Source organism: Clostridium sardiniense (genome assembly GCF_050584765.1).
Classification (GTDB): domain Bacteria; phylum Bacillota; class Clostridia; order Clostridiales; family Clostridiaceae; genus Clostridium; species Clostridium sardiniense_A.
This window is the reverse complement of the sequence record NZ_JBNOOR010000002.1, coordinates 560,671-582,832: the sequence shown is the minus strand read 5'-3', so window position 1 is coordinate 582,832 and position 22,162 is coordinate 560,671. Positions and strand designations below refer to the sequence as shown.

Annotated in this window: 22 protein-coding genes; 19 read left to right on the top strand and 3 right to left on the bottom strand. The window is 24.9% G+C overall.

Going from position 1 to position 22,162, the window contains the following annotated elements; genetic code table 11:
* The first annotated feature begins 10 nt into the window (after positions 1-10).
* The 11 genes from ACQPUW_RS12470 to ACQPUW_RS12420 all read left to right on the top strand — a co-directional run bounded on the left by ACQPUW_RS12470 (position 11) and on the right by ACQPUW_RS12420 (position 12,550).
* Complete coding sequence (locus ACQPUW_RS12470) at positions 11-1,021, top strand: glycosyltransferase family 2 protein (protein ID WP_430837827.1); 1,011 nt, start codon at positions 11-13, stop codon at positions 1,019-1,021.
* Positions 1,018-2,175, top strand: a complete 1,158-nt coding sequence (locus ACQPUW_RS12465; RefSeq protein ID WP_430837826.1) for a CDP-glycerol glycerophosphotransferase family protein — start codon at positions 1,018-1,020, stop codon at positions 2,173-2,175. The genes ACQPUW_RS12470 and ACQPUW_RS12465 overlap by 4 nt, the downstream gene beginning before the upstream one ends.
* Before the next feature lie 41 nt (positions 2,176-2,216).
* A complete protein-coding gene (locus tag ACQPUW_RS12460) occupies positions 2,217-3,404 on the top strand; it encodes a glycosyltransferase (protein WP_430837825.1) in 1,188 nt (395 codons plus the stop codon).
* Positions 3,405-3,407: 3 nt separating this feature from the next.
* A complete protein-coding gene (locus ACQPUW_RS12455) occupies positions 3,408-4,511 on the top strand; it encodes a glycosyltransferase (protein WP_430837824.1) in 1,104 nt (367 codons plus the stop codon).
* Positions 4,512-4,513: 2 nt separating this feature from the next.
* On the top strand, positions 4,514-5,509 hold the full coding sequence (locus tag ACQPUW_RS12450; RefSeq protein WP_430837823.1) for a glycosyltransferase family 2 protein: 996 nt from the start codon (positions 4,514-4,516) through the stop codon (positions 5,507-5,509).
* A 3-nt stretch (positions 5,510-5,512) separates the two neighbouring features.
* Positions 5,513-7,072: a lipopolysaccharide biosynthesis protein gene (locus ACQPUW_RS12445; RefSeq protein ID WP_430837822.1), complete on the top strand. Its 1,560-nt coding sequence runs from the start codon at positions 5,513-5,515 to the stop codon at positions 7,070-7,072.
* A gap of 187 nt (positions 7,073-7,259) precedes the next feature.
* Positions 7,260-8,138, top strand: coding sequence for a phosphodiester glycosidase family protein (locus ACQPUW_RS12440; RefSeq protein ID WP_430837821.1), 879 nt, complete (start codon positions 7,260-7,262; stop codon positions 8,136-8,138).
* Positions 8,139-8,285: 147 nt separating this feature from the next.
* On the top strand, positions 8,286-11,444 hold the full coding sequence (locus tag ACQPUW_RS12435; protein WP_430837820.1) for a hypothetical protein: 3,159 nt from the start codon (positions 8,286-8,288) through the stop codon (positions 11,442-11,444).
* A 78-nt stretch (positions 11,445-11,522) separates the two neighbouring features.
* Positions 11,523-11,726 (top strand): hypothetical protein, encoded by a 204-nt coding sequence (locus ACQPUW_RS12430; protein ID WP_430837819.1) that lies wholly within the window; start codon positions 11,523-11,525, stop codon positions 11,724-11,726.
* 232 nt (positions 11,727-11,958) lie between these two features.
* On the top strand, positions 11,959-12,102 hold the full coding sequence (locus ACQPUW_RS12425; RefSeq protein WP_430837818.1) for a hypothetical protein: 144 nt from the start codon (positions 11,959-11,961) through the stop codon (positions 12,100-12,102).
* A gap of 304 nt (positions 12,103-12,406) precedes the next feature.
* Positions 12,407-12,550 (top strand): hypothetical protein, encoded by a 144-nt coding sequence (locus ACQPUW_RS12420; RefSeq protein ID WP_430837817.1) that lies wholly within the window; start codon positions 12,407-12,409, stop codon positions 12,548-12,550.
* Positions 12,551-12,654: 104 nt separating this feature from the next.
* Here ACQPUW_RS12420 and ACQPUW_RS12415 read toward each other — a convergent pair whose 3' ends face one another.
* Complete coding sequence (locus tag ACQPUW_RS12415) at positions 12,655-14,349, bottom strand: ABC transporter ATP-binding protein (RefSeq protein ID WP_430837816.1); 1,695 nt, start codon at positions 14,347-14,349, stop codon at positions 12,655-12,657.
* A gap of 114 nt (positions 14,350-14,463) precedes the next feature.
* Between ACQPUW_RS12415 and ACQPUW_RS12410 the strand changes: the two genes are divergently transcribed.
* The 8 genes from ACQPUW_RS12410 (at position 14,464) to ACQPUW_RS12375 (ending at position 21,191) form a co-directional block, all read left to right on the top strand.
* Complete coding sequence (locus ACQPUW_RS12410) at positions 14,464-15,672, top strand: nucleotidyltransferase domain-containing protein (protein ID WP_430837815.1); 1,209 nt, start codon at positions 14,464-14,466, stop codon at positions 15,670-15,672.
* A 134-nt stretch (positions 15,673-15,806) separates the two neighbouring features.
* Positions 15,807-16,727, top strand: a complete 921-nt coding sequence (locus ACQPUW_RS12405; RefSeq protein WP_430837814.1) for a hypothetical protein — start codon at positions 15,807-15,809, stop codon at positions 16,725-16,727.
* A gap of 22 nt (positions 16,728-16,749) precedes the next feature.
* Positions 16,750-17,028 (top strand): lasso peptide biosynthesis PqqD family chaperone, encoded by a 279-nt coding sequence (locus ACQPUW_RS12400; RefSeq protein ID WP_430837813.1) that lies wholly within the window; start codon positions 16,750-16,752, stop codon positions 17,026-17,028.
* Entirely contained in the window at positions 17,006-17,473 is a 468-nt protein-coding gene (locus ACQPUW_RS12395; RefSeq protein WP_430837812.1) for a lasso peptide biosynthesis B2 protein, read from the top strand. The genes ACQPUW_RS12400 and ACQPUW_RS12395 overlap by 23 nt, the downstream gene beginning before the upstream one ends.
* Before the next feature lie 81 nt (positions 17,474-17,554).
* Entirely contained in the window at positions 17,555-18,580 is a 1,026-nt protein-coding gene (galE, locus tag ACQPUW_RS12390) for a UDP-glucose 4-epimerase GalE (protein ID WP_430837811.1), read from the top strand.
* A 243-nt stretch (positions 18,581-18,823) separates the two neighbouring features.
* On the top strand, positions 18,824-20,017 hold the full coding sequence (locus ACQPUW_RS12385) for a nucleotidyltransferase domain-containing protein (protein WP_430837810.1): 1,194 nt from the start codon (positions 18,824-18,826) through the stop codon (positions 20,015-20,017).
* Between the two features lie 27 nt (positions 20,018-20,044).
* The gene (locus ACQPUW_RS12380) at positions 20,045-20,956 is read left to right on the top strand and encodes a hypothetical protein (protein WP_430837809.1); all 912 of its coding nucleotides are present in this window, start codon (positions 20,045-20,047) and stop codon (positions 20,954-20,956) included.
* Between the two features lie 67 nt (positions 20,957-21,023).
* Entirely contained in the window at positions 21,024-21,191 is a 168-nt protein-coding gene (locus ACQPUW_RS12375; protein WP_430837808.1) for a hypothetical protein, read from the top strand.
* A 33-nt stretch (positions 21,192-21,224) separates the two neighbouring features.
* Here ACQPUW_RS12375 and ACQPUW_RS12370 read toward each other — a convergent pair whose 3' ends face one another.
* Together ACQPUW_RS12370 and ACQPUW_RS12365 are read right to left on the bottom strand one after the other, a co-directional pair.
* Positions 21,225-21,368 carry a hypothetical protein gene (locus ACQPUW_RS12370; protein WP_430837807.1) on the bottom strand — a complete coding sequence of 48 codons (144 nt, stop codon included), beginning with the start codon at positions 21,366-21,368 and terminating at the stop codon, positions 21,225-21,227.
* 44 nt (positions 21,369-21,412) lie between these two features.
* Positions 21,413-21,898: a helix-turn-helix domain-containing protein gene (locus tag ACQPUW_RS12365; RefSeq protein WP_430837806.1), complete on the bottom strand. Its 486-nt coding sequence runs from the start codon at positions 21,896-21,898 to the stop codon at positions 21,413-21,415.
* Positions 21,899-22,162 lie beyond the last annotated feature (264 nt).

Below are 22,162 nucleotides of genomic sequence, written 5' to 3'. Positions count from 1 at the left end.
TTAATAATAAATGTTAGTATCAATAATAGTTCCAATGTATAATTCAGAAAAATATATATCTAGATGTTTAGAATCACTAATAAAACAAACCTATAGAAATATTGAAATTATAGTAGTAGATGATGGTTCTAATGATAATAGCATTAATATAGTAAGTAGTTTAAAGGATAAAAGAATAAGATTATATAAAAAAGAAAACTCTGGAGTATCATTAACTAGAAATTATGGAATTGAGAAATCAAATGGGGATTTGTTATTATTCGTTGATTCTGATGATTATATAGATATTAATATGATTGATAAATTAGTAAAGAAAGTTAGAAACAAAGATGAGGCTTTTGTTATTTGTAATAATACAGAAATTTATACAGATAAAGAGGAGGTAAGAGAAATATTTGAAGAAGAGAATATAGACTTAAATAAAGAATATTTAATAAGAGCTATAGCAAGTGGGAGAGCCGGACTTGTATGTTCAAAATTAGTGAGTAGAAAAGTTATAATTGATAACAATATTAGATTTGATTCAAATTTAAAAGTAGGTGAAGATCAATTATTTTTTATAGAGGTAGCTCAATACTGTAGTGATTTTGAGTATATAAATGAAAGTTTATACTTTTATGATAGAAGAAATGAAAATAGTGCCACAATATCCTATCAGGAGAATTTAATTGATAATTTTAAGTATCTACAAGAGAAAATAGAGAATATATTCTTTGAAAATAATATGAATTCAAAAGAAGATGCCACTCTATTAAATAATAAAATAATAAGTTGGTTTAATCATTGTATGTTTAATGAGATAAGAGGGCGAAAGAAAATTGGAGTAAAAAGGACATTGCAAAATTTAAAAAAGATTTTAAATAAAGTAGAAGGATTAATTGAATTTAAATTTATAAGTAAACAAAGCTTTATATATGAAAGAATAAATAGTTGTATAAGAAAAAATAGTAAATTTAGTTCTTTAGAGCTATTTGTTATTGGAGAGTTAATAGCTTTAAAAGTAGGGAGAGATAGTATATGAGAAGAATTATAAATCATTGTATGGAAGGAATGAAGTTTTTTACTGCTATACTAATTTTACCTATATATAAGATATTTAATAGAGAAAAGATATATTTAATAGGAGAGAGAAAGGATCAGTGCCAAGATAATGGGTATCACCTATTTAAATACATTAGAGAAAATCATAATGAAAAAAAAATATTTTATTGTATTACAAAAGATTCAAGTCAATTAAATAAAATAAATTATTTAGGAAATATAGTTTATTATAAGTCATTAAAACACTATTTATATTATCTTTTAGCGGAGAAGCTAATTTGTGCTCATGTAGGAAGTTGTACTCCTGATACTCCTTTTACTTGGAAATTTGAAGGTAAGGGAATAATAAAAAAGAGAAAAATTTTTATTCAACATGGAATAAGCATAGGGCTAATACAATCATTAATGTATGATAATACAAAATTTGAGACGTTTGTGTGTGGAGCAAAACCGGAGTATGAGTATATTAAAAAGAATTTTAAATATCCAGATGAATCTGTTAAGTATTTAGGCTTATGCAGATTTGATAATTTACATGAATTTAATTTAAAAAATCAAATATTAGTTATGCCAACTTGGAGGCAATGGTTTGGAATGAATGGGAATAATGAAATTAGTATTAAGAAGTTTAAGAATTCTAACTATTTTAAAGCATATAATTCATTTATAAATAATAAAAATTTAAATGATATTTTAGAAAAATTTGATGTAAGTATTATATTTTATGCACATCATGAGATGCAGAGGTATTTAGAGATCTTTAATACAAATTCTAAAAAAATTATTATTGCTAATGAGGATGAGTATGATGTCCAAACATTATTGAAAGAATCAAAATTACTTATAACTGATTATTCAAGTGTATCTTTTGATTTTGCATATATGAAGAAGCCTATTATATATTATCAATTTGATGATAAAAAATATTATAAATCCCATTATAAAAAAGGATATTTTGATTATGAGAGAGATGGATTTGGTGAAGTTACAAAAGATGAAGGTGAATTGATTAGATGTATAGATGATATATTAAAGAACAAAGAAAATAAATATGTAGATAGAATAGATAAATTTTTCGTATTAAATGACAGTAATAATTGCAAAAGACATTATGAATATATAATGAATACTTAAGATTTCAGAATAGATTTAGATTAGTAAGAAAGTAGGATATTATGAAAAAAATATTATTTGTTATTAACTCATTAACAATAGGAGGATCGGAAAAAAGCTTGGTATCTCTTTTAAACATATTAGATTATGATAAATATGATGTTGATCTTCTTATGTTAAAAAGAGGAGAGGCCTTTGAAAAATATGTACCTGATAAGGTGAATATATTAGATATTCCTAAGTATTATGGATTTCTAAATAGCAATAAAATTAAAATTTCTACATTAGAAAAAATAAAATATATTCACTGTAGAATAAAATGCTCAATAGAATTACGAGTAAATAGATATAAAAAAGAAATGATGAATAACCAACAAATATTTTATAAAAATCAAAAAAATATTCTTGAAAAACTAGATGAGAATTATGATGTAGCAATAGCATATGCACAAGGTTTTCCGACATATTTTGTAGCAGATAAAGTATGTGCATCAAAGAAAATAGCATGGATTAATTGTGATTATACGGCAACATTATATGATAAGAAAATAGATGAAGTCTTTTATGAGAAATTTAATAAAATAATAGCAGTATCAGAGAGCGGAAAACAATCAATAATTAATGTGAATAGAAAGTATGAGAAGAAGATAGAAGTAATAAAAGATATAGTAGATCCAAAAATAATAACAAAAATGTCTGAAGAAAAGATTGAAATGTTTGATGGAAAATATATAAATATCCTAACTGTTGCAAGGCTTGTTATGACTTATAAAGGCTATGATATGTTAGTAAGAGCAGCTGAATTATTAAAAAAAAGCAATTATAAATTTAAGTGGTATGCAATAGGAGATGGACCAGATAGAAAAGAAATTGAGAAATTAATTAAACAGTATGATCTTATTAATGAAGTTATCTTGCTAGGAAGTAAAGATAATCCATATTCTTATATGAAAAATTGTGATATTTATGTACAAACATCAAGAAAAGAGGGATTTGGCTTAACAGTAATAGAAGCTAAGATTCTTAAGAAACCAATTATTTGTACTGGATTTAATTCTGCGAAAGAAATAATAAATGATGGAATAGATGGATTAATAGTAAATATAAATGAAAATTCAATATTTAAAGGTATAAAGAGATATATTGAGGATATTAATTTTAAAAATATTATACAATCTAATATTAGTATAGGTAGAGAATACAATTCGATAAACGAGATAAATAAAATAATTAAGTTAGTAGAGGATTAATATATGAAAAAAATAGTGTTTATGATAATAAATATGAATGTAGGTGGAACTGAAAAAGCACTATTAAACATGATAGATGAAATATCTAGAGAAGAGTATAGAATTACCATATTAATGTTAGAGTATAAAGGTGGATTTTTAGAAGATATTCCAAAGGATGTAGATGTGAAGTATTTAGAAAATTATATATATGTAAAAGATATATTAAATATGTCACCTAAAGAAGTGATATTAAAATCAATTAAAAATAGAAATATATTAAAAACAATTGAGCTTGGATCTATTTATTTAAACTATAAGATAAGAGGAGAAAGAAGCGGATATTTTAAGTATGTATTAAAGGATTTTCCTAGTATTGAAGATGAGTATGATATAGCAATAGCATACGCTGGACCAATGGAGTTTATTACTTATTATGTCTTAAATAATATTAATTCTAAACGCAAATATCAGTGGATACATTTTGATGTTAATAAAATACATTTTAATAAGAAATTTTCGAATAAATGTTTTAGTAAATTTGATAAGGTTATAACTGTATCGGAAGATGCGAAGGAATCACTAATAAAAAAGTGTCCTAAGTTGCAAGATAAAGTTAATGTTAAGTTAAATACAATTCCTAAAAAAGAAATTTTAAATAAATCAAAAATGGATAAAGGATTTAATGATAATTTTAATGGAATCAGAATATTAACGGTAGGTAGATTGAGTGAAGAAAAAGGACAAGATATAGCTATTAGGACTTGCAAAAGATTAGTGGATAATGGATTAAATATTAGATGGTATTGTATAGGTGAGGGTAATTTATTTAATAAATATAAAGAGCTTATAAATGAATTGAAAATTAATGATTCATTTAAGCTTTTAGGAATAAAAAAGAATCCATATCCATATATGAAAGAATGCGATATTTATGTGCAACCATCAAGGCATGAGGGGTTTTGTATAACATTAGGAGAAGCTAAGGTTTTTAATAAACCAATTATTGCAACTAATTTTGTTGGAGCTAAAGAGCAACTTAATAATATTAAAAATTCTTATATAGTAGATAATGAAAATGAAATGTATAACATTTTAAAAAAATTGTTCAATCAGAAGGAGATATAATAATGCCTAAGGTAAGTATCATTATACCTATATATAATGTAGAAAAATACTTAAAAAGATGTATTAAATCAGTATTAAATCAAACTTTACAAGATTTTGAGTTAATATTAATAAATGATGGATCAAGTGATAGTAGTGGAGAAATATGTGATGAATACATCAATATTAAAAATGTAATAGTAATACATAAGAGAAATGAGGGAGTATCCTCAGCAAGAAATAAAGGGATAAATATAGCTAAAGGTGAATTTTTAACTTTTATAGATCCAGATGATTGTATAGATGAAGATGCACTCGAATTGCTATATAATTTAGCAAAAGATAATGATGCCGAAATTGCATGTTATAGTATGAAAACATATAAAAATAATATATTAACGACAGCACCTGTTAAAAATTATAAAACTAAAATTTTTAAGAAAGAAAAAATATTAAAAGAATATATAGAAAAAGGTACTTTTTTATATTCTGTTTGTAATAAGATATATGCTAATAAACTTTTTGCTAATAATAGGAATAGATTTTCAGAAGACATAAATTATGCAGAAGATGCACTATTTAATTGCTATATTATGAATGATACTAATAAACTTGTATTTACAAATAAACAAAAATATAACTATTTTATTAATGATAATAGTACAGTTAAGTATGTAACTGAGAAAAGACTAGATGTATTAAAAGCGCAAAAAGCAATGTATTATTTTATTTTAAATAATCATAAAGAATATACAAAACATATAATTAAGCAATATGTTAATTCAAGCATTCATATTGTAATAGATATTTCAAGAGAGGACAATATAATTAAGAAAAAATATATATTAAGAAAACTAAAGACTATCGTAAATAGGGATAAGGAAATTTTGAAAAATATATATTATACAAATTTAAAAGATAAAATATGTTTTAATATGATAAAAATATCTCCTGTATCTCTAACTATTTTATATAAAATAAGATTTTTCATGAAAAATTATAATATGGAGAAATGTTAAAGTATGAGAACAGAAAATTCTATGAAGAATATTTATATAAGCATTTTAACTCAGATAGTAATAACGTTATTAGGATTTATATCTAGGAAAGTATTCATAGATAACCTTGGCACGGAGTATTTAGGAGTAAATGGGTTACTTACTAATGTATTATCAATGATGAGCCTTGTTGAAGGAGGCATTGGAACCGCTATAGTTTATAATTTATATAAGCCATTAGCAGAAAATGATAAAGAAAAAGTAATTGCTTTAACTCAATTATATAAGAAAGTTTATGGAATCTTAGCAATAATAATTTTTATATTAAGTCTAATTATATATCCTTTATTAGGATATATAATGAAGAGCGAAGAGGGAATACCATTCTTAGGAGTAGTTTATTTTTTATTTGTATTTAAGAATATGATATCTTATTTAAATGCCCATAAATGGTCATTAATAAATGCAGATCAAAAAGGGTATATATTAGCAAAATATAATTTATTATTCAATGTAATAACAACAATATCTAAAATAATTATATTAGCGATAACAAGGAATTATATTTTGTATTTATTAATAGAGTGCTTAATTTTTATAGTACAGAATATCTATAATGGGAAAATTGTCAATATTAAATATCCTTATATAAAAACAAAAAAGAAGTATGTAGTAGATAAGGAAGTGAAAAATAATTTAATAGTCAATGTTAAAGCATTATTTCTACATAATGTTGGTAGTTGGTGTGTTTTTGGAACAGATAATATACTTATATCTTCCTTTATTAGCGTTGCCACTGTTGGATTATATTCAAACTATACAATGATAATCGGTCAACTTTCATCACTTCTAACTCCAGTAATAGGAGGCATAGGGGCAAGTGTAGGAAACTTAATTGCAACAGAAAGTAGTGAGAAGAGCTATAAAATATTTAAAATTACGTATTTAATAAATTTCTGGATATATTCTTTTTCAGCAATATTCCTGTTTAACCTATTAGAACCATTTATAAATTGGTGGTTAGGCTATGGATTATTATTGGATAATATAACATTTTTTATAATATTAGTTAATTTTTATATATCAGGATTAAGATCTTCAATAATTACTTTTAAGGTTAAGGGTGGAGTATTTGATCAAGATAAATATATTCCATTAATAGAATCAGTAATTAATTTAGGTTCATCATTGATATTAGTAAAGTATTTAGGCCTTGCAGGGATATTTTTGGGTACTACAATAAGTAGTGTATTTGTTCCTTTATGGACTCAATCTCACTTGGTGTACAAACATATATTTAATAAACCTGTATTTTTATATTTTAAAAAATATGCTTTTTATGGGGCTATAACAATACTAGTAGGTGCATTCACAACATATACATGTAATTTTATTCAGGCTGGAAGTTTCATATCATTAGTAATTAGGGGGATAATATGTGCTATTGTACCAAATACAATATATTTATTAATTTTTTATAAAACAGAAGAGTTTAGATACTTATGGGGAATAGTTAAAGTGAAATTAATGAGTATTAAAGCAGTTGAAAAGATATTTAGAAGAGATATAGAGATTAGCAGTTAAGTTATTATAAATATTAGGTTTTATTATATATAATTTATTTTAGTGGGATTTAATTAGGATAACTAAAGCTTATAATCTTAATAATTGTATATTTGATGCATATCCATGATATATAAATTTAAATATGAATATATATAGTATAATTTGTTAATAATTTATATAGTTTTATATTAAGGAAGTAAATTAAATGAAGAATATATCTAAAAGTAAACTATTAAATATATTAGTAAGAACTATAATAATAGCTATAGTTATTACTATAGTAATAACTATTTTTATAAATTATAAAAAACTATATACTGATAATTATGTATTCTCTGATAACATACAAATAGAATATCATAAAGATGAAAATAATATTAATTATAGATCTCCTAGCATGGATATTAAAATAGAAAATGTAATAAGGGAAAATTCCAATATAGATATGTGGGTAGTAGATATTAAAGTTAAAAGTGCAAATCAAATAAAATCAGCTTTTGCAGGAAATAAGTTTACACTTAAAGAAAAGGAGAAAACTTCAACTATAGCTAAGAGAAATAATGCTATTTTAGCCATTAATGGATCGGCATATGGATTTAACGATAAAGGATTCGTAATAAGAGATAAAGTGTTATATAGAGAAACGAGCTTAGACGTAGGACCATTAATAATAAAAGATAATGGGGATTTTGCTATATATGATCAGGGGAAAAAAACTGGACAGGAAATGCTAGACTTAGGAGCTATGCATGTGTATGATTTTGGTCCAGATCTTATAAGAGATGGAGATATAGTCGATTATGGAGATACATGGTATAAAGATGATAAACAACCGAGGACGGTAATAGGACAAAAAGGTTCATTGGAATATGTAATAATAGTTGTAGATGGTAGAAGTAGAAAGTCAGAAGGTATGAGTTTGTATGATGTGGCACTAGAACTTGAAAATAGAGGATGTTATGTAGGATATAATCTAGACGGAGGAGGATCAACTACATTATATTTTAATGGAAAAGTATTAAACAATCCTTCAGATATATTAGGAGAAAGAAAAATATCAGATATACTATATTTTACAGATTAATAATTTACAGATAAGAGATATGTAAGCAAAGGACTTACATATCTTTTTTATTTTTCTACATAATTTAAAAATACGTTAACTTAAATATAACAATACGAATATATTGTATATGTAAGAAACGTTATATTTTAAAGGGAGATGAGATATATGTCAAATTATAACTTGATAGAAGATTCTGAAAAGGATGTTATTTTAAATTGCGCTAATAAATGTATTTTAAATGAAAAATTATCTAAGGATATAGAATTTACTAATATTAAGGGCTATAAAAGAGATAATAATGCTAAATCTCCTACATTTAATAATGGAGTAATTAAAATTAATAATAAAAATGTACAATTGGATTTAGAGCGAGAATTAAGATATTTTGATGAAAATCACTTTGATAGATATGAGGATGAAAAATATTTTATAAATGTATTATTTATAAAATATTCAGACCAAAAAGTGGTATCAGATTATACTAAAGATGGAGGGAGTGAAAATATAGAATTTGATAATGAGGATGGAAGCAGAACATTTGGGTCTGGTATTGTAACAAGTGAGTCTATATTATCAATTCCAAATGGTGATATGGATATATCAAAAAGAGATGAATGGATAACTAATACACCATCAGGGAAAATATTACAATATAATTATAGAGAAATGGCGAATGAAGCACTTAAATACGGATGGGCTTGTTGTGTCGTTTCAAATAGAATTCTAATTAGTATAAGAAGAGAGTTATTAAAAGATATTGATGCTTATAAGGAAACAAATATAGAAAAACTAAAAGTTGCAGTATCTAATTTTTTAATAGACAAAGACTTTTATATATTAGCCAAAAAGAATGTTGAATCAGTTTATTATGCAAATCATAAAATTTATTATAAATTAAATAATTATCTGGAATATAGTGTGATAGAATCGGATGGGGAATTTAGTATAAAATACGCCAATAATCGAAAGCAATTAATAAATTATAATTATGCAAATTCAAATTCGAATATATATATTATAGAACTCAATAAGTTTGGAATTAAAGAGGGGAGATTATATAGGGAGATAGATGGATCTTATAATAAAGAAAGTTACGATATTGCTTATAACAATGCTGAAGGATTTAAAAAGATGTTTTATTATTGTAGGCAAATGAAGTATAAGAATATTATATTGCCTTATGGTGATTATTCAATTTGCTATAGAAATCCTAAAGGAGTAGATTATTATTCAAATAATGGTTGGGAAATTTATATACCATCAGAAACTATATTTGATATGAACGAATCTACATTAAGAGTTATATTTGATTCAGGTAATAAAAACCCTTATGATAATTCAAAAAATGATCCTTTTAGGCTAAATGGAGGAATATTTAAAATATCAAATACAACTAATACGACTATAAAAAATGGAACTCTAATTGGAAGTAAGCCTGAAAGATCGTTTAAAAATCCTCAGGAAAAGACATTAGACTATGGAGTAGGAATAGATATATGCGATGGTAGTAGATATACCAAAATAGAAAATATGATAATAAAAGGATTTATGGCTGATGGAATAGCTACAACTCCAACGTCAGCTGGAGCTAATATTTTATATTGTGAAAGCTTTAAGAAGGGGATGTATGATAATAATGGATTATATAATACTAATATTCAAGGAACATTTACAACAGAATTATTTAGTTTAAAGGGTCTAAAATATATTCAATTAACTGGTGATGTTAATTACAGTAATTTTCCTAATTTTGCAAGCGAATTATATCGATATAATTTTTTTGATAAAGATAAAAAATTTATTTCAAAAGAAGTGTCAACTTATCTTCAAACAAATATAGTACCGTATAATGCAGAATATGTTGCTATAACAATATATGGAGAAGATAAAACGATTGATATTATAAAAGATAAGAACTATAGAGTTAGTGGTCCTATTCCAGAATTTTTAGAAATAAGAAATTGTGATGTAATAGAAAATCATAGAGGTGGTATTGCCAACCTAGCTAATGATACTTTAATAGAGTTTTGTAATATAAAAAATAATGGGAATGGCAAAAAAGAAGGTAAACCACAATTCACTGATACAACTAGATATGCTATAAATTGTGAAGATAATGTAAGTAGAAGTGTAACTGTGAGAAATTGTAATATATCGGATCATTTTAATAGTATACTTGTTAGTTCATTAAAGTTTACTTGTGATAATAATATTATAGCAAATGGTGAAACAAGTGCAGTTGTAATATATGAGTGTCTAAATGCTACTATAACTAATAATATGATTGACCAATGTCCAGGAGGTCTATTAAAATATGCTTATCCTGATATAACTAGAAAGAGAATTGTAAATATTGAAAATAATACTTGTTATGGATGTAGTGGATATAATGCTAAACCTTTAAATCAAAATATAATAGTTAATGATAGAAATAATATATTTAGAAATGAAAGAATAGAAATTGAAAATGTAAATCAATTAAAGTTCTTTGGGGAAAATGCAACTACTCAAATAACTAATTCTAAAATTGCTGGTATTGTAAAAAATAACTATGTAGAGTTTGAATATTTACCTAATAGTACTCATAATTTATCTATTGATCTATCAGAAAAGTCAATAGCAAATATATTTAATTTAGGTGAATTACAAACTTATATATATAATATTTATGGAACTGAAATTAACAATGGAAAGTTAAAAGTTAATTTAAAAGGAAATGAAAAAAATTTTAATATTAATATTAGAGATTCAATATTAAGTCCAAAATTATTTGAAGCCGAATATCTTAGTAGTGGAGATTATAATATCAATATTAGCTTTAAAAATTCTATTATTAATGATTTGAATATGCAATATTTAAATTCTAATGCGAATATATTTATGAATTTTAATTCATTATCAAATTTAAAATATATTAATTCTAATATTTTATTTGAAAATTGTACTATTAATTTGTTAAATGCAGATTTTTTATTAAGGATAGCTAACAGTATACAGAATTCATCAAATATAAATATAAATATTATATTCAAAAATTGTGAAATAAACTTAGGAAAAGAAGTTAGTGTATTTTATAATAACTCTATAAAACTGCCAAATTTAAATTTAATAATGGATAATATAATTTATAAATCAGACTTCAGATTTAATATAACTGGAGTGGGTAATATAAAAATAGATGAAAATGTAGCTATTATAAAAAAGAATATGCCTCCATCAAATGCTCCTAAATTTATAGGACAACAATATATAGATTTATTAAACAAAAAAGTATATATTGCAGTTGGAATAAACACAATTGAAGATTGGATTAAAATTAATTAAAAAAACAATGTAGTAAATAATATGAATATATAATAGTCAATCTATATTCAAATAATTCTGTAAGTGAGTTTATTAATTATGGACTTGAGATGTATTTTTAGTAGAAATCAATCAAGTAAGTTTTATGATACTACGTTTGAGCATCTTAGAATATTAACCTATGGAGAAAAGATAATTAATATAATTTTAATTAACACAGCTTTATATGAATCAGTTAAAAGGATGAAATGGTATATAAATGAAGAACTAAAATTAAATTATATAAAAGTAATAGAGAGATAATGGTTACTATATTTATTTATTTATTTATTTTAGAATTATTAATGATAATTTTAAGATAAATAAATACATAAAATTTAGGGGTTTGGAATATCTATAGAAATATCCAGATATTTAAGGTAAATGATTAATTAGAAATCAAAAGAAAAGGCTTTACACTTTTTGTAAATATATGGTAATATAATGTGGTAGTTGTTAAAGCAACTATATAAATAAAGATAAAAGGAGAGAGAATATGAAGAATAAAGTATGGGAGAATCCAACAATGACTGCATTAAATGCAAAGGAAACTATGGAAGATGCGGATTTATTTAAAAAATGTGAATATTGCGGCGATGGTATACATTTGGGACGTCCATGTAAACCAGTAAAGTCATAATATAATGACGAAGTCATATTAATATAAAAATAGATTCATAAGAATCAATTTTTTTATTGAATTTTTATTAGGGTGTATTAAAAGTTTTTTATTAATTTCATGTAAATGATCATTCTAAAGTCGTACAAATTTATCATTTATAGATAAAGTGGATGATCTATGAAAGATTATTATGCAAGTTTGTTTATGTGATAGAGTCTTAATTGATTTTAATAAAATACTTCACTTGCATTGTGAAAATATAGCAATATAATAGCTATTTAAATTAACTATATAAATAAATGGAAATAAAAGGAGAGATATTATGAAAAATAAAGTATGGGAAAATCCAACAATCGCTACATTAAATGCAAAGGAAACTATGGAAGAGAATATGACTGGAATAATTTCTCCTAAATGTGGAAGTTGTGGTGGCGATCATGATGGCCCATGTCACTCAAGGTCATAACATAAGGCTGAGCTTATATTAATAGAAAAGTGGATTCAGAAGAATCCACTTTTTTCAGTTTGCTCAAAAAACCCACTTCTTCAAAAACATAGGGGTTTTTATAATTAAATTTTTATTAGGTTATTAAAAGTTTTTTTATCAACTTCATGTAAATAACCATTTTCAAGTCGTATAACTTTATCACATATAGATAAAGCAGATGGTCTATGAGTAATTATTATACAAGTTGGTTTGTGAGATAAATTTTTAACTGACTTTAATACTTTAACTTCAGTTTCAGGATCTAATGCAGATGTTGCTTCATCTAATATTAATATAGGTTTCTTTCTAATAAATGCTCTAGCAATAGAAATCCTTTGAGCTTGTCCTTCTGATATACCATTTCCTCGTTCTTTAATTAAAGTATTAAATCCATCTTTTAAATCATTTATAAAATTTAAAGCACAAGCACTTTTAGTGGCTTCTTCTATTTCAGATGTTGTGGCATCTGCCTTTCCATACTTTAGGTTATCCATAATAGTTCCAGAAAAAAGTGTATTACCTTGAGGTACATATGATATTAGTTCTCTATGATTTCTATTGAGATTTTCTATATAAGAATCATTACCTTCAACTAATATTTCACCAGAGTCTGAATCAATTAAAGAAAGTAATAATTTAATTATTGTAGTTTTACCTTCTCCAGATGGACCAACAAAGGCTATAGTTTCTCCAGGATTAATATTTAGATTTAAGTCCTTTAATATAGATTTATTTTTGTCATAAGAAAAAGATACATTATTAAATTTCAAAAGAGGCTTCCTCATTTTAGTTATATCTAAAACCTGTGATGTATCTTCTAAAGGTAAATTTTCAATATCCATTAATCTTTCAGTTGCAGCTAATGCATTTATAAGCTTTGGGTAAGTCCCAGCTAGTGATGAAAATGGACCTTGAATATTTGAATATAGCTGAAGCATGGCAGTTAATGAACCGTATGTTCCAAGCCCCTTCGAAATATTTAAAGCGCCATAACAAAATATAGAGAAATAAACTACTGATGAAGCAAAACTCATAGAAAGACTTGAAAGTAAACTTATTTTTGTATTTTTCATTGATAAGTCATATTTATTTTTCTGGATAGTATTTAATGTATTCATATTATTTTTTTCAAAGCAAAATGTTTTAACTATCATAATATTATTTAAAGTCTCTTGTATGAAAGACCTGTATTTAACATCTTCTTCTTGAACTAACTTATATAAAATTTTTAATTTGCTACCAAATATCTTGCTTATTAAAACTAAGAAAGGACCAATAATAACGGCTATCATTGCAATTGCTGGAGATAAATATATTAGTGTAGCAAAGGAAGCAATTAATGTTGCTGTTAATGATACTATGCTTGGTATAGTACTTATTAATACAGATGATATTGTATCCACATCATTTGTAATACGGGTTAGTAGGCTAACACTATGAAATTTTGATTGCTCTATAGATTTGCTATAAGTTATATGATTGTACATATCCTTTTGAAGTGATTGATTAAATCTTATAGATGTATGGGTCGAAAATAATGATATTAGAGGTCTTATAGCCATATTGCTAAATATTATAATACCCATTATAATAAGCCATTTTATTACTGCTGATGTATCTTTAGAAATTGCAGAATCTATTAATGATTTTGACACCAATGCATTATAGACTCCAATTAAGGATAATATAGTATTCATTACTATTGTAAATATTAAAAATGGAAATATAGCTTTTGATTTTAATAATATCCATTTTAGTTTCTTAATTAAGTCTTTCATAAAAAAGTTCACCTCATATGTGTTAAAAATTGTAATATAATATATAATATGGTAACATAAAAAAAGTGTTAAATAAAGTAACAGATATAAAAAATTAATCATTGGGGGAGATGTATGAATAGTACAGAGAAAGGAATAATAAATGTTCTTAACCATACTATAAGAGGAGAAAAGATATATGGTAGAGATTTAATAAATATTGATTGGAATAAATTTATTGACAAAGCATCAGAGCATAGTATAAGTGGATTATTATATTCTTCTATAAGTTGGAATGGTAGAGAAGATATAGATAAATCATTAGTAAATGATTGGAGAAGAAACACGTTCTATACAGGGGTAAATCAACTTAAACATATTAACCAAGTAGAAAAGATAATTAAAAAGTTTAATGAAGAAAAAGTAAGAGTTATTGTATTAAAGGGATTAGTTATAAGAGAATTTTATAAAAATCCAGAACTTAGAACTATGTGTGATGCTGATATTTTAGTCTATGAAGAGGATTTAGATAAAGCTAGAAATATTTTAATTTCACTAGGATATCTAGAAAGTGAAGAATATGATGAACATGGTGCACATATAGTATTTGAACATACAAGTCATTTGCCTGTAGAAGTTCATTGGACTCTTATTAATGATGATTATTTTAGTGGAAGTAAGGAATTTGAGAAAACGGTATGGGAAAATACGATGAAGGTGAAAATTGGTGATACGGAAGCTTTATCTTTAGGATGGGAAGATCTAGCTCTCCATTTATGTGTTCATATGGCAGTTCATATAGTGCATAGAGGTTTTGGTATCAGGCAGCTTGTTGATTTAGTTGTTTTAATAGAAAATAAAGGCAAATATATAAATTGGAATGAATTCCGTAGAAAATCAATTGAATGTAAAGTAAATAAGTTCGTTATTATAATATTTAATGTTTGCAAGGAATTATTTAATATGGAGATACCATTTGAAGTTAATGATGGGTATGAAGTAGATAAAGGATTTTTAAATAATTTTATTGAGGAGATAATAGAATCAGGAATCTATGGTCATGGTGATTTAGCGAGAAGTTTTGGAAATGACATATCAGGGTCAGAAGAGAATAATTCAAGAAAGTTTTTATCATTATTATTTCCAGCAATAGAAGATATGAATTCTAAATATAATTATGCTAAGAAGTATAAAATTTTATTACCAATTGCGTGGATTCATCATTTATTATCAGGAATATTCAATAAAGAGTATTCTCTATTAGATAAGCTTAAATTTATGACCTTAACAGTTAAAAAGTCAAATAATAAAACAAAAATAATTAGATGGTTAGAATTAGAATAGATTTTTTAGGGTATTATTTTTTGCATTATATTAACATATATTTACAACTAATGTTATTTTTGTTAAAATAACCTTAGTTATGTTTTATATATGACATTTAAGGCAATTTTATATTAAAACAAGGAGCTTTGTATATGAAAAAATATCACTATAGGGTATATGATTTAAATGTTGAATCGGATATAGAAATACCTGAATTACTTAAATCAAATGCAGATGATAAAATTGATGTATTTATTAAATATGGGAAAATACCTAAAGGCATAATAGATAAAATTCCAAGGGGAGCATGGTATCACTTAGAGAAGGATTCTTTTGTATTTAGAGTAGAAAATGTAGCAAAATATTTTATTAAGAACGGTTCAGCGATAATAGTAGAGCCTTTTGATTCTGCAAATGAGGATGATGTGAGAATTTTTACATTAGGTACTTCATTTGGAATCTTGATAAATCAAAGAAATGATATTGCTATACATGGTGGATCTATATTAATTAATAATGAAGCAGTAATTCTAACAGGGGATACAGGGGCTGGAAAATCTACCTTAACTAATGCTTTTAGACATAATGGATATAGATTTTTATGTGATGATGTATCTGTTTTAGATAGTAAAAAAGAGGGAATATTCGTAATGCCGGCATATCCACAACAAAAATTATGTAGAGATGCAATGGATAAAATGGGATATGATACAGAAAAGTTTAAAAAAATAGATGATGATAGAGACAAATATTGTATTCCAGTTCATGACAGCTTTGAAAAGAATCCTTGTAAATTATCTGCTATTTGTGAAATAGAACTAGTGGAAAGAGATAAGGATGTTGAAGTAAAAGAATTACTAGGACAAGAGAAACTTTTCTCTGTAATGAGAAATATATACAGGATAGAGCTAATTAGAAATATGGATATGAGTAAAGAATATTTTAATAAATGCTTAAATATAGCAAAAAGTATTAGGATATTTAAAGTAAGAAGACCTAAAGATAAGTTTACTGTAAATGAGCAAATAAGCTTAATTGAACAAGCTATATCAAATTTAAAAATAAAAAATTAGATTTATGAAGGGATGAGGAGATATGGAGAAATTTTCAAACTCAAAGATAGTACAAAATAAAGAGATAGATGCTTCAGATATAGATGGAGATAAAGTTATGATGAATTTAGATAAAGGAATGTATTTTGCATTAAATTCAGTTGGAAGTAGAATATGGGATATTATAGAGAGTCCAATGACAATGGATGGAATAATAGAAATACTTTTAAATGAATATGATGCAGATGAAAATGAATGCAGAGACACTGTAGTATCATTCCTAAAAGGATTAGAGGAAAATGACCTTATCACAATGTGCTAATGTATTTAAAAGTATAGTTAGAAAGATAAAAATATTTGTATTAACTGATTTTAGTACAAAGAAAATGATGATTTCATGCGTATTTATAACGGCTATATCGAGATACTCTATATTAAATATTGAATTTAAATATTTAAAAGATAAGCTTGGAAAAAATGGAGAAGAAACTTCTTATAGCGAAGATATAACAAATTATGATATAGCAAGAAAAGTTTCATGGATTGTTACTACTATAAGTAGATATACACCTTGGGAAAGTAAATGCTTAGTACAAGCTATGACAGCTCAAAAGCTTTTAAAGAAGCATAATATAAAATCTACTTTATATCTTGGAGTTCGTAAATTAGATAATGAACTTAAAGCTCATGCTTGGCTAAGGTGTGGAGAATACTTTGTGACAGGTGGAGATGGAACAGGATATAAAGAAGTAGCTAAATTCTCTTAAGGATATTAATAACTTTGTTGTATTGCTAAAAAGATATTAATCTAATTTATTATTTAAATAAAAGTTATGGGGTATAAATTAATGAAAAATATTTTAGTTACAGGTGGAATGGGATATATAGGAAGTCACACTACATTAGCTTTATTAGAAAAAGGTTATGAAGTTATTATAGTGGACAATCTATGTAATAGTAATATAAGAATAAAAGAAAAGATAGAGCTTATAAGTAAGAGAAAAATAAAATTCTATAAAACTGACTTACTTGATTATGAAGGAATATTAAATATATTTGAGTGTGAAAAAATAGATAGTATAATACACTTTGCGGCTCTTAAGGCAGTAGGTGAATCAGTTAAAAAGCCTTTAGAATATTATAAGAATAATATAATTGGAACAGTGAATCTTTTGGATATTATGAAAAGATTTGATGTTAAGAATATTATATTTAGCTCATCAGCTACTGTTTATGGAGATAGCAACATAATGCCAGTTCATGAAGAATTACCACTATTACCAGCTACAAATCCTTATGGCAGAACTAAAGGTATAATTGAAGAGATATTAAAAGATATATATATATCAGATAAGGAGTGGAATATAGTAGCTCTTAGATATTTTAATCCAGTTGGTGCTCATGAAAGTGGTATTATCGGAGAGTTGCCAAATGGAATTCCAAGTAATTTAATGCCTTATATATCAAAAGTAGCAAATGGAGAGCTAAGTGAAGTTAGTGTATATGGAAATGATTATAATACTATAGATGGAACTGGGGTAAGGGATTATATACATGTATGCGATTTATCAGGTGGACATGTTGCTGCAATTAAAAAATTAGAAGAAAAATGTGGATATAAAGTATATAACTTAGGGACCGGAAAAGGATATTCTGTTTTGCAAATAATTGAAGCATTTAAAAGGGCATCTAAAAGAGATATTCCATTTAAAATAGTTAAAAGAAGAGATGGTGATATAGCTTCTTGTTATGCTGATATTAATAAAGCAAAAAGAGAATTAGGATGGTGTGCTAAAAAAGAATTAAATGATATGTGCGTAGATTTTTGGAGATGGCAATCTACAGGTGTAAAAGAATTTCAAGATGCAAAATAGAATAAAAGTGAGCCTAATTACAAAAGATTAAAATGTAATATTTATAGTTAGGAGGAGATTCTATTGGCAAAGAAAAATCAACAATCTTCATGGAATAGTAAAAGATTTAAGGCACCACAAAAAAATGACGTAGCGCCTGTTCCAGAGATTCAAGGAAAAGAAAAGACTAAGAATTAGTTGTTCTTATATTAAAATGGTGGTGATATAATCACCATTTTAATATTTGTAAGACGGAGGAATAAAATGAGTAAATATAAATCATTTAACATATTACAGATATATAAGAAATATAGAGGACAATATTTTAATAACACAGATAAATTAATGGATAATATAAAAGTGAATAGATTAGAGACAATTCTTTATTATGAAATAAAAAATAATAAGTTTAAAAATATATTATCAGAAGAACAAGAAAATATAATAAAAAAGAATGCATTAAGCAAAATGATTAAGGCTAAGCTAAAATATATAAAAGCAATGGAACTTTTTAAAGCTTTCAATGAAAAAAGTGTACAAGCTGTTGCTTTAAAGGGAATAATAATAAGATCATATTATGTTAATCCAGAGTTAAGAACAATGACAGATATAGATTTATTAGTCAGAGAAAATGATATGAATAAATGTGAGAATATACTTTTAAGATTAGGGTATACATATGATCATGAAACTCCAGCCCATAAGGTGTATAAAGATAAAAATAATTTGATAATTGAGCTGCATTCCACATTAATAGATGAAGATTATTATAAAAAGGACAATCCTTATTTAGATGTATTTGAAAGAGTGAGAAGTGTAGAGTTAGGTGAGGAAAAGATTTATGCATTAGGGTATACAGATCAATTAATCCATTTAATAACTCATATGATAACTCATATTTATTCAAGTAGTATAAATATAAGGCAATTTCTTGATATAGCATTATTTGTTAATAAGGAAAATGAAAAAATAAATTTTGTAGACTTTAAATATAAGGGAGAAATATATGGGTTTTATAGAAATGCAATATTAATTCTTAGTATATGTGATGATATGTTTGAATGTAATATACCTAAAGAAATAAAGAATGACTTTAATCTTTTAAGTAAATCTCAGAAAGAAATTATTATAGATATGCTTTTTTCAAAAAAAGCATTAGGGAAAGATAAGTTTACTCATAGTATAGGAAGCTCAATTGCTTATGATAGAAATAATAAAGATGATAATTCAGTTTGGATTAAATATATTAGATATTTATTTCCAAACTATAATATAATGCGAGATAAATTTAATTATTGTAGAAGATATAAGTATCTTTTACCTATAGCTTGGATTCATAGAATAATTACTGGTGGAATAACAAAAGAAAAATCTATTATAAAAAAAGTGAGTTTAATTATAAAAAGCTTTAAGGTAAGTAGAAATAAAATAAAAATCATGAAAGAGTTAGAACTTTAAGTTAATGGGTAAGGAGAAGTTTAGAGAATGCATAATTATTATAAAATTTATGGATTAAATATTAAATCAGAATTAAAGTTGAGCTATTTGGAAGAATTAAATGAAAATGAAAGAAGTAATATAGATATAGAGATAAGCTATGGAAAAATTCCAAAAAAATTTTTAGACGCTCATAAGATTAATGGTGATATAGATTTAGATGGCGAAGAAATGTGTATGGAAATAGGTAATTTAGCAAGGTACCATATTAAGAATGGAAAATATATAACAGTAGAAGCAATTAATAAGAATAAACATGAAAGGATAGAAGCTTTTCTCCTTGGACGAGCATTTTCTATATTATTATATCAAAGGAGATCTATAGTAATTCATGGTTCTACTATTTTCAATAATGAAAAACTTGGAGGAAGTATAATAATTTCAGGTAGTAGTGGTGCTGGAAAGAGTACATTATCAACTAAATTCATAGAATCTGGATATAAAATGTTAGCAGATGATATATCGGTTATAGAGTTAGAAAAAGGGGAGGTAAATGTTCTTCCAGCTGTTGGTGTTCAAAAAATTTGTGGGGATATTGTGGATTACTTTAGATGCAATAAAGATAGATTAGTGAAAATTACTGGAGGAAGAGACAAATACTATTATGATAGAAAAGAAGAATTTATAAATAAAAAGCAGAAATTAAAATCAATAATAATCTTAGAATCTGATGATAATGTTAGCAAAGTAGAATTAATAGAACTTAATGGTTTAGAAAAACTAAGATTAACAATGATAAATATATTTGGAATTACCTATATAAATAGAATGGGAATATGTCCTAAGTATCTAGAAGATATAATATATCTAATAAATAGCATAAATGTATATAAACTAATAAGACCTACTAAAAAAATAACTGTAGATGAACAACTAAAAAAGATTAAAGAAGTGGTATAAAATAGCTTAATAAAATATATTTTATTAATAGATTTATTTTAAATTTTAATTAAAGGAGAGAAATTATATGAATAAGAAAGAGTGGAATAATCCTACATTAAACAAATTAGGGGTAAGTAATACTGAAGACATAACGAATGTAAATAAGTTCTTTTCTGTATCAGGACATAGTGATGATAGTAGTAGTGCTGATAGTAACTGTAGTAGCGCTAGTTCAGATAATTTTAAATTTTAAAATTTAATAATCAGAAATAAAAGAAGATAGTAATTAATTACTATCTTCTTTTATCTGTAATTTCATTTCATTTACAATTTCAAAGTCTAAAGCTTCACTAGCTCTTAAAGCTTCTATACTATCCAGTCCATGTTCATCAATTACTTCATATAGTTTATCTTTAAGAATATCGATCATTTAAATACCTCTAATAATATTTTATATTGTAATTTATTTTTAGATTAAAAAAATTCTTTACTTATTATTGGAGTTATTTCTTCTGCAAATTCTATCATATTATTTCTATGATTTTTTCTTTGTTTATGCTCTAATATTTCAATTAGATCATCAATTTCTTTAATCTTTAAGGTTATCTCTTTATTAAGTTCTCTTAAGTGATTTTCATAATATTTTTTATTGTTTTTTAGTTTTCTAAGTAGCTTATCTATAGTAAATTTGTTTATATCGAAATTAAAATTTTGCTCAGTAAGTAGTGGGGGATCAAAGGGATAAGATTCAGTTGCAACTTTACCTTTAAGGAGTTCGTCTATAGAACAGTTAAAGAAGTTAGATATCTTTATTATCATATCTAAGTCAGGTTCGCTTATACCATTCTCGTAATTAGAATATGTAGAACGTGAGATTCCTAATTTTTCAGAAAGTTTTATTTGGCTTAAATCATTATCTAGCCGTAAGTTTTTCAAGTTAACACAAAAATTATAATTCATAAAATCACCTAAATATAATATACCAAAAACAGTAAATAAAAATTCGTTCTGACAAATAAATTAAATCAAAATTTTTGTCAAAATTAAAGTAATAAAGATATATTAACATAAACTTACTTATGTGAGAATACTATTATAGGAAGGTAATTATTATAAATTTATTAATATTTCTTGTGAATTATAAATTGTATTTAAAAAATGATATAATTAACAATAATTAAATTAGAAGTTAATTATATAATAAATTCATTGAATAATAAATTA